This window comes from Halomonas sp. NYA30, assembly GCF_976980765.1.
This window is the reverse complement of sequence record NZ_OZ334477.1, coordinates 2,276,171-2,291,655: the sequence shown is the minus strand read 5'-3', so window position 1 is coordinate 2,291,655 and position 15,485 is coordinate 2,276,171. Positions and strand designations below refer to the sequence as shown.

15 protein-coding genes are annotated in these 15,485 nt (G+C 52.7%); 3 read left to right on the top strand and 12 right to left on the bottom strand.

Annotated features, from left to right (window positions below; all coding sequences use genetic code 11):
• Positions 1-36 precede the first annotated feature (36 nt).
• A complete protein-coding gene (locus ACWI0H_RS10535) occupies positions 37-336 on the bottom strand; it encodes an FmdB family zinc ribbon protein (protein ID WP_472956616.1) in 300 nt (99 codons plus the stop codon).
• Positions 337-572: 236 nt separating this feature from the next.
• On the opposite strand from ACWI0H_RS10535, the gene ACWI0H_RS10530 reads away from it, so the two are divergent.
• Entirely contained in the window at positions 573-1,511 is a 939-nt protein-coding gene (locus ACWI0H_RS10530; protein WP_472956614.1) for a D-2-hydroxyacid dehydrogenase, read from the top strand.
• A gap of 48 nt (positions 1,512-1,559) precedes the next feature.
• On the opposite strand, the gene ACWI0H_RS10525 is transcribed toward ACWI0H_RS10530, so the two are convergent.
• On the bottom strand, positions 1,560-1,835 hold the full coding sequence (locus ACWI0H_RS10525; RefSeq protein WP_472956613.1) for an acylphosphatase: 276 nt from the start codon (positions 1,833-1,835) through the stop codon (positions 1,560-1,562).
• A gap of 27 nt (positions 1,836-1,862) precedes the next feature.
• On the bottom strand, positions 1,863-2,762 hold the full coding sequence (locus ACWI0H_RS10520; RefSeq protein WP_101147264.1) for a YihY/virulence factor BrkB family protein: 900 nt from the start codon (positions 2,760-2,762) through the stop codon (positions 1,863-1,865).
• Between the two features lie 143 nt (positions 2,763-2,905).
• Here ACWI0H_RS10520 and ACWI0H_RS10515 point away from each other — a divergent pair, with 143 nt between their 5' ends.
• On the top strand, positions 2,906-4,000 hold the full coding sequence (locus tag ACWI0H_RS10515; RefSeq protein ID WP_485876125.1) for a bifunctional nicotinamide-nucleotide adenylyltransferase/Nudix hydroxylase: 1,095 nt from the start codon (positions 2,906-2,908) through the stop codon (positions 3,998-4,000).
• Between the two features lie 37 nt (positions 4,001-4,037).
• On the opposite strand, the gene ACWI0H_RS10510 is transcribed toward ACWI0H_RS10515, so the two are convergent.
• From ACWI0H_RS10510 to ACWI0H_RS10480, 7 genes are all read right to left on the bottom strand, one after another.
• Entirely contained in the window at positions 4,038-4,955 is a 918-nt protein-coding gene (locus ACWI0H_RS10510) for a LysR substrate-binding domain-containing protein (protein WP_008957993.1), read from the bottom strand.
• A gap of 56 nt (positions 4,956-5,011) precedes the next feature.
• A complete protein-coding gene (gene cls, locus ACWI0H_RS10505) occupies positions 5,012-6,430 on the bottom strand; it encodes a cardiolipin synthase (protein WP_485876123.1) in 1,419 nt (472 codons plus the stop codon).
• Positions 6,431-6,527: 97 nt separating this feature from the next.
• Positions 6,528-8,033, bottom strand: a complete 1,506-nt coding sequence (locus tag ACWI0H_RS10500; RefSeq protein WP_336269001.1) for a fumarate hydratase — start codon at positions 8,031-8,033, stop codon at positions 6,528-6,530.
• Between the two features lie 219 nt (positions 8,034-8,252).
• On the bottom strand, positions 8,253-9,074 hold the full coding sequence (nei, locus tag ACWI0H_RS10495; RefSeq protein WP_485876121.1) for an endonuclease VIII: 822 nt from the start codon (positions 9,072-9,074) through the stop codon (positions 8,253-8,255).
• Positions 9,075-9,078: 4 nt separating this feature from the next.
• On the bottom strand, positions 9,079-11,103 hold the full coding sequence (gene uvrB, locus ACWI0H_RS10490) for an excinuclease ABC subunit UvrB (protein ID WP_485876120.1): 2,025 nt from the start codon (positions 11,101-11,103) through the stop codon (positions 9,079-9,081).
• A 36-nt stretch (positions 11,104-11,139) separates the two neighbouring features.
• Complete coding sequence (locus ACWI0H_RS10485; protein WP_485876118.1) at positions 11,140-11,547, bottom strand: OsmC family protein; 408 nt, start codon at positions 11,545-11,547, stop codon at positions 11,140-11,142.
• On the bottom strand, positions 11,547-11,744 hold the full coding sequence (locus tag ACWI0H_RS10480; protein ID WP_101147257.1) for a hypothetical protein: 198 nt from the start codon (positions 11,742-11,744) through the stop codon (positions 11,547-11,549). Before ACWI0H_RS10480 ends, ACWI0H_RS10485 begins: the two co-directional genes overlap by 1 nt.
• A 173-nt stretch (positions 11,745-11,917) precedes the next feature.
• Here ACWI0H_RS10480 and ygfZ point away from each other — a divergent pair, with 173 nt between their 5' ends.
• A complete protein-coding gene (gene ygfZ, locus ACWI0H_RS10475; RefSeq protein WP_485876117.1) occupies positions 11,918-12,916 on the top strand; it encodes a CAF17-like 4Fe-4S cluster assembly/insertion protein YgfZ in 999 nt (332 codons plus the stop codon).
• A gap of 12 nt (positions 12,917-12,928) precedes the next feature.
• On the opposite strand, the gene ACWI0H_RS10470 is transcribed toward ygfZ, so the two are convergent.
• Both ACWI0H_RS10470 and ACWI0H_RS10465 read right to left on the bottom strand, forming a co-directional pair.
• Entirely contained in the window at positions 12,929-13,696 is a 768-nt protein-coding gene (locus ACWI0H_RS10470; protein WP_485876115.1) for a TatD family hydrolase, read from the bottom strand.
• Positions 13,697-13,704: 8 nt separating this feature from the next.
• Complete coding sequence (locus ACWI0H_RS10465; RefSeq protein WP_176302095.1) at positions 13,705-15,294, bottom strand: peptide chain release factor 3; 1,590 nt, start codon at positions 15,292-15,294, stop codon at positions 13,705-13,707.
• Positions 15,295-15,485: the final 191 nt, after the last annotated feature.

The following is a 15,485-nucleotide window of genomic DNA, read 5'->3' as shown; positions in this document are numbered from 1 at the left end:
AATGTGTCGCGGGCGTCCCGACCCTGACTGCCGCAGTTATGCTGCGGCGCCTTTGTCACTGGGAGTAACGCTCTTGGGAGTAGCACTGGAATCACTTGATTTAGCGGTCTCTGTGGATGCAGCTTTACTGTCAGCAACCAAGTTCTTTTTGCTACCCGTTTTGAAATCGGTTTCGTACCAACCGCCGCCGGCCAAGCGGAAACCCGCGGCCGAGACCAGCCGTTCCAAGCCATCGCTTTGGCATGTAGGGCAATCCTTCAACGGATCGGCACTAATTTTTTGCAATTTTTCCAGGCGATGGCCACAGGCCTTGCACTCATATTCATAGATGGGCATGTTATTGGCTCCTAAAAAGCTCAACCCTGACAGATTCAGTACTGACAGACCCAGTCCTATAAGACCAAGTACTGAAAGAAAAGAACAGTGGCGAACACAAACGCTGCCAAGCTGCCAATATGTGGCCAGTCAGGATAAATTCCAAGGCTGCGGTTGATAAGCGCCGCCATTATACCCTTTTGTGACCCCTGCCGAGCAAGGTTATGCAGCCTTCGGCAGTTAATGGAGAGAATAAAATGTCTCATGCAGTAACACTGGACGCGCAAAGCCTCGGCCCTGGGATCAACTTAAGCGCTATTAAAGAGTCAGTCACACATCTTGAGGTGTTTGAGCAAAGCACCACCCAGCAGGCACTTGAACGCCTAGCGAATGCCGACATCGCCATTGTTAACAAGGTGGTACTAGACGCTGAAACGTTGCAGCAATTGCCTAAACTCAAGCTGATATGTGTGCTCGCTACGGGGCTTAATAACATCGATCTTGAAACGGCAAAAGAGCAGAGTATCGAGGTTAAAAACGTCGCGGCTTACGGCACCGCCAGTGTTTCCCAGCATACCTTGATGCTGATGCTGACATTAGCCAATCGACTTCCGCTTTATCAGCGTGATGTCGCGGCAGGCGAATGGCAGCGTAGCGCCTTTTTCTGTTTGCAGGACTACCCGACACTGCAATTGTCGGATAAACATTTAGTCATGGTAGGGCAAGGTGAACTAGGCACAGAAGTGGCACGCCTAGCGGAGGCGTTTGGCATGCGCGTGACCTTCGCCGCCAGGCCGGGTAATGAAGCCAATGATAAGCGCCCTGCGCTGGATGACCTGCTCCCAGAAGCAGACGTGATCAGCCTTCACTGCCCACTTAGTGACGCCACTAAGCATTTGATTAATCGACAGCGTCTGGCCAGTGCAAAGCCATCACTACTGCTGATCAACTGCGCCCGCGGCGGAGTTATCGACGAAGTCGCTGCACTAGAGGCGCTGCGTAGTGGCAAGCTGGGCGGCTTGGGCGTTGATGTACTCCCTGCAGAACCGCCCAGAGACGGCCATCCACTGCTCGATGCACTTCACGAGCCGCTCAACTTAATCGTAACGCCCCACAACGCCTGGATTACACCGGAAGCGCGCCAGAATATTGTCAGCCTGACGGCGAATAATATCCGCGAATGGAAAAATGCTTAAAAAGCAGTATTAGAGCATTATGTGATAGCGCTAGGGTCTAAGCAGGCCCTAGTGAGTAGCAAAATGGCTAGGGGCGTGGCAATTATCCAAGACTTCAAGTTCGACGTGGGTGACTTGCGCGCCCTCGGGGCCTTGCCATAACCACTCGCTCAGCAACTTGACGGCATCGGAGTGGCCACACATCAACACTTCGACACGCCCATCAGGCAGGTTTTTAGCGTAACCGGTAAGGCTCTGCTGAAGCGCTTTCTCTTGAGTAGCACGGCGATACCAGACACCTTGCACTTTACCAGTGACCAAGGCACGTACACAGCAGTCAGTCATCCTTTCCTCCTCGTACCATACACACTATTACACAAACTCATGCTTAATTAGCACTGCGCTATTACGCGGTACCAGTGGACGACCACGGCGTAGTAGTAAGGAGCGTGTAAATGCCGCGCCGAACAACAGTATCAGCGAACTGTAGTAGACCCATAGTAAGATCATTACCACTGAACCGGCAGCACCATAGGTAGACGCTGTCGCCGTATAAGCCAGATAGATCGCGATCACGCTGCGGCCGAGCGTAAATAGTACGGCGGTAACAACGGCACCAATCAACACATCTTGCCAGCGCAGCACCACGTCCGGAAGCACCTTAAAAATAGTCGCAAATAGGAGGGTCACCATGGCGACAGAGATGAGCGACTCAAGGGTAGTAGTAAACAGGCTAGCGAATGGGAATAGATTGTCCGCCGCAAGCAGCATGCCACGTAACACAACCCCTAGCACTAATGACACTAGCAGTATAAATCCAATAGACAGCACTACAGTCAGCGAGAGCAAGCGGCTTTTGATAAACCTTAACGCACTGTTAGAGGTTGGCTTGGCTGTCACGCCCCAAATCGTATTGAGTGAAAACTGCATTTGCGCAAAAACAGTGGTGGCGCCTACCACAAGCGCGCCGACACCTAATAGCGTGGGCAAAAGGCCAGACTCTTCGATTCTGGATTGAGCAACGGCTTCTTGAATCGCGACGGCGGCATCCGTGCCTAAAGTGCCTTGTAGTTGAGCGACTATTTGTCCCTGAGCGGCCTCTTCTCCCATCACAACACCGATGACAGTGACTGCAATAATAATCGTGGGTGCCAGTGAGAAAAGCGTATAAAACGCGAGCGAAGCCGCATAGCTAAACGCATTACGTTCCAGCCATAATGCGGTGGCGTCTTGGGTGACTTTCCACCAAAAATTAGCCGCACGTTTTATCATATCCACTCCCTGTGTCGTTGGTACTAAGGCCAATTTTAAACGTAATCAATAGCCTATTTTTTCTAGCATACCTAACCACAGCGTTTAGCGCAGTTTTCTGGTACGTTGACCCCCTAATATCACCAAACCAAAAGGAAGCTTGGATGGCCACCGATATTGCGCGCTCTACAACCGCCTGCGATTTCGACTGTTTGGTGTTTATTGGTCGCTTTCAACCGCCTCACCTTGGCCACTTGGCGATTATTCGAGAAGCACTAAAACGCGCGCGGCAAGTGATTGTACTGGTGGGGTCTGCGTGGCAAGCACGCTCATTGCGTAACCCGTGGCGATTTGACGAACGTCAAACCATGCTCCGCTCAGGGTTTGATGAGGCTGATAATCGACGCTTAGAGATTACCCCGCTACTGGACGCACTCTACAATGATGATGTCTGGGTGCGCGATGTTCAGCGCAAAGTGCGTGATTTAGCCGCCCCTGCCAATGCCCGCCTACCACGCATTGGTTTGATTGGAGCCAGCCGCGGGCAGTCTAGCTACTACCTGTCGCTATTCCCTCAATGGGAGTCGGTCAGCGTGCCGTCGGTAGAAGGGATTTCAGCGAGTCAAATTCGAGAGCGCCTGTTCCGTTCGCCCAGCTCCACCGACGACTACTTGAGTACGGGGGCTTACCACGACCTGCCCCCCGGCGTTGTCGAGAGTGTAAAGAAGTTTTGCCACGTCAGCGCCTATAAGCGCCTGCTGGAAGAGCAGCAGTTATTGGATCAGTACCGTCAGGCGTGGGCTCATGCCCCCTACCCGCCTATTTTTGTCACAGTAAATGCTGTCGTGGTGCAGTCGGGTCATGTATTGCTGGTACGGCGTACGGCGGCACCGGGTAAAGGGCTTTACGCCCTGCCAGGCGGATTTATTAATCCTCATGAGCGTTTACTCGATGCCTGTTTGCGTGAACTGCGCGAACGGTTGCGATTAAAAGTCCCCGAGCCTGTGCTTAAGGGGTCACTGCGTGGCCAGCGTCTGTTTGATGAACCCCACCGCAGTTGGCGGGGGCGCACTTTGGCAGAAGCTTTCTACTTTGCGTTGCGCCCAGACCAACAGCTGCCTCGCTTAAAGCCTGTTAAAGGGGGAGATCATGCGCGCTGGGTAGCACTTGCAGACCTTGAACCTGAGAGCCTGTTTGAAGACCACTTTTTTATTATTCAGAATTTTCTAGGCCTGCCTGCCGATTTTGGAAGCAGCTAGAAATTTCAGGAATTAGGGCGGCAATCGCTTGGGACGTTCATGCTTGCAGGAAATCCCTGGGTAATTTCATCATTTGCCGCCATAAACGCTCCACGCCGGGCTTATGCACCATTGAGCAGCGGTATAAGCGAATTTCTAAGGGAATGTCCCAGCTCGGGTCGCCCGCCCTGACCAAGCGGCCGCTTTTCAATTCCTCACGAATACAGAAATCCGGTATCCAGGCAACGCCTACCCCTTGCAGCACCATCCCTTTCAGGCCTTCGGCCATGGCCGTTTCATACACGGTACGCAGCTTCATACGTAGCGGATCATTCTTCAGTAGCATACGCACACTGCGCCCCAAAAATGCACCCTGCGTATAGGAAAGGTAAGGGATGGAAGTGTCATGCTGAAGGGAAAATTTGGCTTTTCCCTGTGCATCCGGCAGCGAGACAGGCAGCATATTGACCTTACCGATCGAGAAGGAGGGAAACACTTCGGCATCGAGCTGCATGGTGGCAAAGGGATCGTAATAAGCCAGCATTAAATCGCAATTGCCTTCACGTAGCACATGTATCGCCTCACCTACGTTCATTGCCACTAGGCGTGTCGGCAATTCGCCTAAGCCCTGTTGTAAACGGGAGATCCAGGGCGGATAAAAGCTTAATGCCAGGGAGTGAGCGGCCACGATATCCAACGCTTCATTGGCAATCGAAAGGCCGCGCAAATGACTAAGCGATTCGTTTAGCTGTTCGACCAAATTACGGGCGGTAACCAAAAACAGCTGCCCTTCCGGTGTTAGCCCAACAGGGGTAGTTGAACGATCGACAAGAGTGACATCCACAGCCTGCTCCAGTGCACGAATGCGACGACTAAATGCAGGCTGAGTTACGTGGCGCTGTCGTGCTGACGCAGAGAAGCTGCGTGTGCTGGCGAGTGCTACGAAATCTTCTAGCCATTTTGTTTCGAGATTCACCCCGGGACTCCTTGTCTCACCCTTTGTGCACGCATATTGTTTTCCTATTTTGCGGTCTATTGGACGGGCGCCATTAAATAGGCAGCACGTGATACGACTTTCATCCACATTGAGCGCTGGTTGATTTCATCAATGCTGACCCGGCGGCATTGTGAAAAGTCATTTTTCAGCATACTTTCCACGCTGGCAGCAAAGTCTTGGTTTGGAATAAAAGCAGTTATTTCAAAGTTTAACCGAAATGAACGGTTATCCAGATTTACAGTGCCAACCGTGGCTGCACTGCTATCTACAAGCATCACCTTTTGATGTAAAAATCCAGGGAGATAACGGTATATTTTTACGCCTGCTCTTAACATATCAGGCAGAAATGAGAAGGCTGACAGGAAAACCAATAAGTGGTCTGGTCGTTCGGGAATCATGACGCGTACATCTACCCCGCGCATGGCTGCAAGTCGCAGTGCATCCTGAACCCCTTGGTCAGGAACAAAGTAAGGACTGGTCACCCATAGGCGCTGTTTTGCGCTATGAATAACCTGTTGTACCAGCAGGCTGGCAGTATCCTGACGATCTGCAGGCCCAGAGGGCACAATAACAACATGATGATCAGTTGAAGAAGACGTTTCAGCCATCCAGTTCAGGCTAATCACCTCATCGGTAGCCCAGTGCCAATCTTCCCAAAACGCTTCTTGCAGGCCTAAGACACTGGGTCCTTCAAGCTTTAGGTGGGTGTCACGCCAGGGGCCATGCCGAGGATCTTCGCCTAAATATTCAACCCCAATATTAAAGCCCCCTATCCAACCCTCTTTGCCATCAATGACTGTTACTTTGCGATGATTCCGGAAGTTAAGCTGAAAGCGGTGTTTGAAGCCCCTTGATGAGCGAAAAGCACTGACGGCCACCCCATCGCTGATTAAATCATTTAGGTAACCATCGTTTAATTGACGACTTCCTACCTCATCGTAGAGGAAATAGACACGCACGCCACGCTGGGCAGCGCGTTGTAAATGCTGTTTCAAGCGCTGCCCCAGGGCATCGCTGCGAACAATAAAAAACTGTATCAATACATACTGTTCGGCACGATCAATGCCGTCAAAAAGGCTTTCAAAGGTCGCGGGGCCGTCGATTAATAACGTGGCGTGATTACCATGGGTTAAGGGCATCATGGCAAGCTGCTCAACCGCTTGAATATCCGCATTACTCGAGGGTGCCACAAAAGGCTCTACATTGGCACGGTAACGTACCAGCACACGGCGTAGCACAGTGTCACGCTGCCCCCGCGCAGACACATAGCCATAAAATCTTGGTCGTCCAAAGAACCAGTAAGCAGGAAGCGCGACATAGGGAAACGTAAGCAACGATATGATCCATGCCACAGCCCCTTGAGAGGTGCGACTGGACATTAACGCCATAATGGCCGAAACGACACCCAATAAATGTATCAATAAGATGCTGGTCCCTAGCAACCAGGAGGTCATAGCCACGTCCTCATAAAAGCAAGGGCCTCGCCGTCAGCGAGGCCCTTATGCGCTTAAAAACCTAAGCGTTCAAAGCCTAATCAATCTTATCATTCTGTTACGCCGACTGAGCGATAATCTCTTTCCACTTCGCAGGCCCGGTCTGATGCACTGAGGTGCCCAGACTATCAACAGCAACCGTGACCGGCATATCTTCGACCTCAAATTCGTAGATCGCTTCCATGCCTAAATCTTCAAAGCCGACGACTCGGGATTTTTTAATCGCTTGCGCGACCAAATAAGCTGAGCCCCCTACCGCCATTAAGTACACCGCCTCATTGTCACGAATCGCGTCAATGGCGGTTTGGCCACGCTCTGCTTTTCCTACCATACCTAACAGGCCAGTTTCTTCTAGCATGGTGCGGGTAAATTTATCCATTCGCGTGGCAGTCGTTGGGCCTGCGGGGCCCACTACCTCATCACCGATTGGATCAACCGGGCCCACGTAATAAATGAAGCGCCCTTTCATATCTACAGGTAGCGGCTCACCTTTGGCTAACATATCCACCATACGCTTATGAGCAGCGTCACGGCCGGTTAACAGCTTGCCGTTCAGCAGTAGCGTATCGCCTGGCTGCCAGGTTTTGACCTCAGCGGGCGTTACGGTGTCAAGATTGACACGCTTGACGTTATCGCCTGCTTCGCGAGTGATTTCCGGCCAGTCCTCAAGCTTCGGTGCTTTTAACGCCGCAGGGCCTGAACCATCCAGGGTGAAGTGGGCATGACGGGTTGCTGCGCAATTGGGAATAATCGCTACAGGCTTATTGGCGGCATGGGTCGGATAGTCTTTTACTTTAATATCCAGCACGGTGGTTAAGCCGCCTAACCCTTGAGCACCGATGCCGCTTTTGTTGACCTTATCAAACAGTTCTAGGCGTATCTCTTCGGCGCGATTACTGGGCCCGCGGGCCTGTAAATCCTGAATATCGATGGGATCCAGTAGCGCTTCTTTGGCAATCATCATCGCTTTTTCAGCGGTGCCGCCGATGCCAATGCCCAGCATACCGGGCGGACACCAGCCTGCGCCCATCTTCGGCAGCTGTTCCATTACCCAATCGACGACGCTGTCGGAAGGATTAAGCATGGCAAATTTAGACTTGGCTTCACTACCACCGCCCTTCGCAGCCACGTGAATATCGACAGTGTCGCCAGGCACAATTTGGTGGTGAATAATGGCCGGCGTGTTGTCTTTGGTGTTGGCCCGCTTGCCGTCAGGATCCGCTAGCACCGAGGCACGTAGGACATTATCGGGCAGTAAATAAGCGCGACGAACACCTTCGTTGACCATGTCGTCAAGGCTCATGTCCGCTTCCCAGGTAACGTTCATACCCACGTGAACAAACACGGTGACGATGCCGGTGTCCTGGCAAATCGGGCGATGCCCGGTGGCGCACATACGCGAGTTAATCAGAATTTGCGCAATAGCGTCTTTAGCAGCGGGGTTCTCTTCACGCTCGTAGGCGGCCGCCATGGCGTCAATAAAATCTTTGGGATGATAGTAAGAGATGTACTGGAGAGCATCGGCAACGCTTTGAATTACGTCGTCCTGGCGAATCACGGTCATGGACTAACAGCTCCTAGGTTATCGTCTAGTCAGCGGCATTCTTGCGCATCGGCGCAAGTGCCGTCTTAGCGTGTGGCCAGTATACCGTATTGCCTTGCTGGCGGCAGCACTCCTCGGTAGTGTCTTGAGTTCAGGAATTAGCACTTTAGTCATTGTCAGCAGTAAACAAGATAACGGTATAATAACTCAATAAAGCGCTGTATTAACTCATTGAGGCTATTAACTGCCTTGGCAATGCGGGCAATAATAGAGCCTTCGCGATCCCACCATTCGGCGCTCAATCACCGAACCACAGCGGTGGCACTCAAGACCTGCACGATCGAATACCGCAAAACGCCACTGCTTACGTGACTCACCCGCTGCTTTAGCCTGTTCAATCCAGGCCTCTCGATTAGTCACGCCTGCGGTTTGATACGCTTGCCGAGTTGTTTCGATAATAGCGTGCGCAAGCGATTGTTGTTGATGGGTGGTGAGATCTACCGGCCGAGCGCTGGCTGGCAACTGGGTAAAGAATAAGATTTCAGAGCGCAGATAATTGCCAAGCCCTGCCACTAATCCTTGATCGAGCAACAGCGCACCCAAGCTTCGCCGGTGAAACTGCTTGAGAGTTAACCGCTGCAGAACATCGGCGGGGGTTACATCCTGGCTCAACAAATCAGGTCCTAAACGGGCCAAAAATGGGTGCTCGGCGAGATTATCGCGATGCCAAAGCGAGATATCGGAAGCGCTGTAAAGACTTGCGCAGCGCCCTTCTGCCGTCAAACGAACGCGTAACGTGCGCTTTGTGGCGGGAGGTTTATCCTCGCTATGCAGCTTCCAAACTCCATAGAGTTGATTATGTGAGTAAAGCACCCGCTCATCAGCAAACCGGATCAGCATTGCTTTGCCACGCGTCTCTACCCGGGACACCTGAACACCAGTGAAAGAGTCTGCTTGGCTGGAAAGCTCGGGAAAGGCGAACCAAGCTTTGTCAATTACCCGCCCGCCTATCTGCTGCTGAACACGATCGGCCGCCCGACGAATCTCTGGCCCTTCTGGCATACCGCTAGCCCAGCGCCAGCTGTTTTTCTTTCATTTGATGGAGCTGATCGCGTAGCCGCGCCGCCTCTTCAAACTCCAGGTTTTGCGCTGCTTCGAACATGGCATCCTCAAGCTTGCTGATCGCGCCCAGCAGATCATGCTTATTCATGGTGGACACATCATATTCAGCGGCGCTTTCCGCCACTTTGCGTTCACTGCCGCGCCGACGGCTGTTCTTTTTGCCCGGTGCTTGGGCGGCTTCCAGAATATCGGACACCGAGCGCGTTATCGTCGTCGGCGTAATGCCATGCTCTAGATTGTGCTCAGTCTGCTTCGCTCGCCGACGCTCGGTTTCATCGATGGCTTTGCGCATCGAGTCAGTAATCCGGTCGCCGTAGAGAATCGCCTTGCCGTGGGCGTTACGGGCAGCGCGACCAATCGTTTGTATGAGCGAACGCTCAGCGCGTAAGAAGCCCTCTTTATCAGCATCCAAAATGGCCACCAACGACACTTCGGGAATATCCAACCCTTCACGCAACAGGTTGATACCCACCAGCACATCAAACTTACCTAAACGTAAATCACGAATGATCTCAACACGTTCAACGGTATCGATATCCGAGTGCAGATAGCGAACCCGAATACCGTGCTCGTCAAAATACTCGGTCAGGTCTTCCGCCATGCGCTTGGTTAACGTAGTGACCAGTACCCGCTCACCTACGGCGGTACGCAGACCAATTTCTGAGAGCAAATCATCTACCTGGGTGCTGGCCGGGCGCACCTCGATTTCAGGGTCCAACAGACCGGTAGGCCGTACCACTTGCTCAACGATTTGACTGGCGTGTTCGCCCTCATAGCGCCCAGGGGTGGCGGAGACAAAGATAGTCTGCGGGGAAATCGCCTCCCACTCCTCAAACTTCATGGGTCGGTTATCAAGCGCTGAAGGCAGCCGAAAACCGTACTCCACCAATGTCTCTTTGCGCGAACGGTCACCTTTATACATGCCGCCCACTTGGGTCACGCTGACATGCGACTCATCAATAAACAGCAGTGCATCATCGGGAAGGTAATCAAAAAATGTCGGCGGTGGCTCGCCGGGCGCACGCCCTGATAGATAGCGGGAGTAGTTTTCAATACCGTTGCAATAGCCCAATTCCAGCATCATTTCAATGTCATAAAGCGTGCGCTGCTCTAGTCGTTGCGCTTCGACTAGGCGCTCATGCTTGCGCATCCACTCAAGACGCTGTTTGAGCTCTTCTTTAATGGCATCAATGGCGCCTAGGATGGTTTCCCGCGGCGTCACGTAGTGCGATTTAGGGTAGATGGTCATACGCGGCACCTCGCCCTTAACGGCACCGGTCAACGGGTCGAACAAGCGAATCGTATCGATTTCGCTATCGAATAGCTCCACACGCACCGCTTCTTCATCAGAGTCAGCGGGGAAGATATCGATCACGTCACCGCGGACGCGATAAGTACCGCGCCGAAAATCCATATCATTACGGGTATATTGCAGCTCGGCCAGGCGACGCAGGAAGGCGCGCTGGTCGATCAGTTCACCACGGGTAAAGTGGAGGCGCATCTTTAGATACTGGTCCGGGTCACCCAGACCGTAAATGGCTGACACCGATACCACAATCAGCGCATCCCGGCGCTCCAGCAGTGCCTTAGTGGCCGAGAGGCGCATCTGCTCGATGTGGTCATTGATAGAGGCATCTTTCTCGATAAACGTATCTGACGAAGGCACATAGGCTTCCGGCTGATAGTAGTCGTAATAAGAAACGAAGTACTCAACCGCGTTATCCGGGAAAAACGCCTTGAACTCACCGTAAAGCTGGGCCGCCAGGGTCTTGTTAGGCGCCATTACAATGGTCGGGCGCTGCTGCTGTTCGACGATGTTGGCCATGGTGAAAGTTTTGCCCGAGCCGGTAACGCCTAGCAGCGTTTGATGGGCAAGCCCTGATTCCAGGCCACCAATCAGCCCTTTAATGGCGGCGGGCTGGTCACCGGCAGGCTGAAATTTTGACTGTAATCGAAAGGCTTTGCTCATCGATGCTCCAAAAAAGGAAAACTATTTTAAGGGTAACTAAACAAGACGTGTCTCTATCTCAACCGTGGACTCGGTCATCAAACGCTGGATGGGGCAACGATGGCTGATTTCTTCAAGCCTGGCACGCTGCTCAGGGTCGTTAATACCGTGCAGAGTTAAAGCGACACCCAGTCTATAAATACCTTTTCTTTCCTGACTATCATCGCGCTGCACAGTGACAGTTACTCCCTCAAGTGGCCATCCCTTACGCTTGGCGTACATTTGCACGGTAATTGCTTTACACGTGCCCAAGGCGATATCAAAATAGTCGTGCGGATCAGGGGCACTGCCCTCGCCACCAACCACTGGCGGTACATCGGCATACAAATCTTCCAGACCATCGACTTCAACACGCTGCCTAAAGGCATGGTTGCGCTCACTAATGACGGTAATAGGTATGTGCATTAGGATACCTTGATGCCTAGCTTGAGTTTTTCAATGGCGTTAATCAGCGCTTCACGCTTTGCACGTCCATCGACATCAGCCCCATGGCGGCCCACCTCGGCGCTGTCAACGCCATCCAGCATCATGAGCGCTGTGGTAATTTTGTTAACCTGCTCGACCGATTTAACACCCTGGAATGTTAATGATTGCTGCGCCATACCATTTCCCTGCCTATTGGCCAATGCAAGACTCCTACGAGGGAAAGAGTCTAGCACGCTAATAGTGCCTTGCAATTAATGCTGACTGCCCGCACTTAAGAGTAATACGTGCACACTCATTTGTCCGCAAGCTTAGAATGGCTGACAAATCACCACTTTGATCAGGAGTTTTTATGGCGACCGTTACCTCACGCACTTCCGCTCTTGGCAGCGTCCGCCTTACTCACTTAGCCGCGCTGGATGTGAAAGGCGCCGATGCAGAAAAGTTCCTTCAAGGCCAGACTAGCGCCCAAGTCAGCCTAGCCGATGGATACTTTGCGCCGCTGACCTGTTTTTGCACACCTAAGGGCCGCATGTTAGCCAATGCTCAGTTGCTGCGCATGGGGGAAAACCATTTTCGGCTGCTACTCAGCAGTACCCTGTTAGAGAGTTTAGCCAACCATCTTAAAAAGTTCGCCGCCTTCTATAAGGCCGAACTGACGGCACTGCCTAACCTTACGTTCATCGGCGCTGGCGACAATGCGAAATCACTTGCTGATCAACTTGGCCTGAACTTTTCTAAGCAGAATTTTCCTGAACAGGTTGGCACTCACACCAACAATGATCAGCTCTGCGCGTTGCGTTACCCCGGTAAGACCCCGAGATGGCTATTGTGTTTCGATCACGATATCGATGGCGATGAAATATTGATTCAGGACGACGATGAAGGTCGTAACGCATGGCAGCTTGAGGATATTCGCAGTGGCTTAGCGTGGCTAACCGACGCCCAGCAGGATCACTTTTTACCGCAAATGCTTAATTGGGAAGCGTTAGGCGGGATTAGCTTCAAGAAAGGCTGCTATACCGGCCAGGAAGTCGTCGCCCGCGCCCACTTTCGCGGTCAGGTTAAAAAGCGTCTGATGCATATTAGCGTAGAGGCGCAAGCACTATCAGAAGCGCTACCCGAGGTAGGCGCCAGCCTGACGAACGGTGATGATAAAGCGGTGGGCGAAGTCGTGGTCAGCGCCTTTAACGAACAAGGCGGCGTCGAGCTGCTTGCAGTGATGAGTACCAAGGTAATGGAAGAAACAACGCCCATATTTCTCGCAGGGGCGCCAGCCACCTTACTACCATTGCCCTATACGATTGAGCGCGTTGACCCCGAACAGCTGGCGGTTGGCCTTAATAACTAGCCTTTCCGCCTTCTAAGCGTGAGGTAAGCCAAACAACGTCGTGGCGTTATGGCTGCTTATGGTCGCGACCTGTTCCGCCGTTTGCCCGCGCAGGGCAGCCACCACATCACATACCTTCGCTACCCGGCACGGTTCATTACGCTTGCCCTGGTAGCCGCTTAGCGGCATATCAGGGCTGTCGGTTTCAAGCACAAAAGCGTCATCGGGCAGTGCCTTAACGGTTCGCTGCAACCGTTTGGCACGCTCATAAGTTACCGCGCCGCCCAATCCCAGCTTGAAACCTAAATCGAGAAATTTCGTCGCCTGCTCAATAGAGCCTGAGAAAGCGTGAATTAACCCAGCTTGAGGTAGCGCAAGCTGGCGAAGTCGCTTGGCGACCTTATCGTTAGCATGAACACAGTGCACCACTACCGGCAGGGAGTGGTGCTTAGCGAGCCTCAATTGAGCATCAAAGTAATGCCACTGCGCGTCCAGCGTGTCGCTAAAGCGGCCATCAATGCCACACTCGCCCAACGCAACGGCCTCAGGGTGCTCGCCCAGCGATTGGTCGAGCGCCTCGATGTCGGCCTCTTGATGCTGTTGCATAAAGTGCGGATGAAGCCCCAGACAAACCGAGGTGTCATCCCGCTCGCCAAGCGCCAGCACCTGTTGCCAGCGGGCCCGGGTTGTACCCGGCACCACAAAGCGCGCCACACCAACCGCCTTGGCAGCCTCAAACACCTCAGTTCGATCATGATCGAACTCAGAAAAGTCGAGATGGCAGTGCGCGTCGATTAACATACAAATACTTAATGTTCGCGGGTGGGTTGGAAGCGAATATCCGGCCAGCGCTCCTGGGTCATCTGCAGGTTAACCCGAGTCGGCGCGATATAAGTGAGATAGCCGCCGCCATCAATCGCCAGGTTAGCGCTGGCTTTACGCTTAAACTCTTCGAGTTTTTTAGCATCCTCACAGTAGACCCAGCGGGCAGTCTGCACATTGACGCCTTCGTACAAGCAGTCGACCTTATACTCCTCTTTCAGGCGATGAGCGACCACATCGAACTGCAGGGTACCCACGGCGCCAAGAATCAGGTCGTTATTGTCCATCGGCATAAAGACCTGGGTAGCACCCTCTTCAGAAAGTTGCTGCAGGCCTTTTTGCAGCGCCTTCATCTTGAGCGGGTCTTTTAACCGCACGCGCTTAAAGAGCTCTGGCGCAAAGTGCGGTATACCGGTAAAGCGCATATCTTCACCAACGGTAAAGGTATCGCCGATCTGAATGGTACCGTGGTTGTGCAGGCCGATAATATCGCCAGGCCACGCTTCTTCGACCTGCGAACGGTCAGAGGCCATAAAGGTCAAAGCGTCAGCGATTTTGACATCTTTACCAATACGCACATGGCGCATCTTCATGTTCTTTTCGTACTTGCCTGAGCAGACCCGCAAAAAGGCGATACGATCGCGATGATTGGGATCCATGTTGGCCTGGATTTTAAACACAAAACCGGTGAAGCGATCATCATCAGAAGTGACGACCCGGGTATCGGTTTCATGGGCCTGGGGCGGCGGCGCGTATTCGACAAAGCCGTCTAGCATTTCGCGCACGCCGAAGTTACCCATTGCAGTACCGAAATAGACCGGCGAAAGCTCACCACGGCGATAGGCGTCCAGATCAAACTCATGGGATGCACCGCGCACCAGCTCCACTTCCATGCGCAGCTCTTCCGCCTGCTCTTCCCCGAGCACAGCATCGACCTCGGGATTATCCAGGCCCTCAATACGCTTGTCTTCAGGGATTCGGCTACCCTGCCCCTGCGTGTAGAGATGGATCACATCATTGTAGAGGTGATAAACGCCCTTGAAGTGGCGCCCCATGCCTATCGGCCAGGTCATCGGCGCACATTGAATGTTTAGGACGGTCTCGACTTCATCCATGACTTCAATAGGGTCACGGATATCGCGGTCCATTTTATTGATAAAGGTCAGAATCGGCGTTGTACGCAGACGACATACCTCCATCAACTTGATAGTACGATCCTCGACGCCCTTTGCGCCGTCGATCACCATCAAGGCAGAGTCTACCGCTGTAAGCGTACGGTAGGTATCTTCGGAGAAGTCTTCGTGGCCAGGTGTATCCAGCAGGTTGACGATGCGCCCGCCATAGGGGAACTGCATTACCGAGGTAGTGACAGAGATACCCCGCTCCTGCTCCATTTTCATCCAATCCGACGTTGCGTGCCGATCGTTACGCTTGCTCTTGACCGAACCGGCCAACTGGATGGCGTTGCCAAACAGCAGCATCTTTTCAGTAATGGTGGTTTTACCAGCGTCAGGGTGCGAAATGATCGCAAAGGTGCGTCTAAGCCCCGCCTCATGGGCTAACTGAGTCTCTTTCATTGTGCCTCTTTGAAAATGTTTACTCCGCGCCGCTTTCCAGTGATTGATTAGCACGCGGTGAGCAATGTCCATTGAAACAATTGTAACGCCTGGAGGCCGCTTTTGTCGCGGCTGGCTTTATGAGTGATTAAGCAATTGGAGAGGCCAAAAAAAACGCTGACGAAGTCAGCGTTTTTAACGAAGCATGCAAC

Coding starts and splice junctions, on each gene's coding strand:
- ACWI0H_RS10535 (WP_472956616.1), bottom strand. CDS start 336: ATGCCCATCTATGAATATGAGTGCAAGGCCTGTGGCCATCGCCTGGAA.
- ACWI0H_RS10530 (WP_472956614.1), top strand. CDS start 573: ATGTCTCATGCAGTAACACTGGACGCGCAAAGCCTCGGCCCTGGGATC.
- ACWI0H_RS10525 (WP_472956613.1), bottom strand. CDS start 1,835: ATGACTGACTGCTGTGTACGTGCCTTGGTCACTGGTAAAGTGCAAGGT.
- ACWI0H_RS10520 (WP_101147264.1), bottom strand. CDS start 2,762: ATGATAAAACGTGCGGCTAATTTTTGGTGGAAAGTCACCCAAGACGCC.
- ACWI0H_RS10515 (WP_485876125.1), top strand. CDS start 2,906: ATGGCCACCGATATTGCGCGCTCTACAACCGCCTGCGATTTCGACTGT.
- cls (WP_485876123.1), bottom strand. CDS start 6,430: ATGACCTCCTGGTTGCTAGGGACCAGCATCTTATTGATACATTTATTG.
- ACWI0H_RS10500 (WP_336269001.1), bottom strand. CDS start 8,033: ATGACCGTGATTCGCCAGGACGACGTAATTCAAAGCGTTGCCGATGCT.
- nei (WP_485876121.1), bottom strand. CDS start 9,074: ATGCCAGAAGGGCCAGAGATTCGTCGGGCGGCCGATCGTGTTCAGCAG.
- uvrB (WP_485876120.1), bottom strand. CDS start 11,103: ATGAGCAAAGCCTTTCGATTACAGTCAAAATTTCAGCCTGCCGGTGAC.
- ACWI0H_RS10485 (WP_485876118.1), bottom strand. CDS start 11,547: ATGCACATACCTATTACCGTCATTAGTGAGCGCAACCATGCCTTTAGG.
- ACWI0H_RS10480 (WP_101147257.1), bottom strand. CDS start 11,744: ATGGCGCAGCAATCATTAACATTCCAGGGTGTTAAATCGGTCGAGCAG.
- ygfZ (WP_485876117.1), top strand. CDS start 11,918: ATGGCGACCGTTACCTCACGCACTTCCGCTCTTGGCAGCGTCCGCCTT.
- ACWI0H_RS10470 (WP_485876115.1), bottom strand. CDS start 13,696: ATGTTAATCGACGCGCACTGCCATCTCGACTTTTCTGAGTTCGATCAT.
- ACWI0H_RS10465 (WP_176302095.1), bottom strand. CDS start 15,294: ATGAAAGAGACTCAGTTAGCCCATGAGGCGGGGCTTAGACGCACCTTT.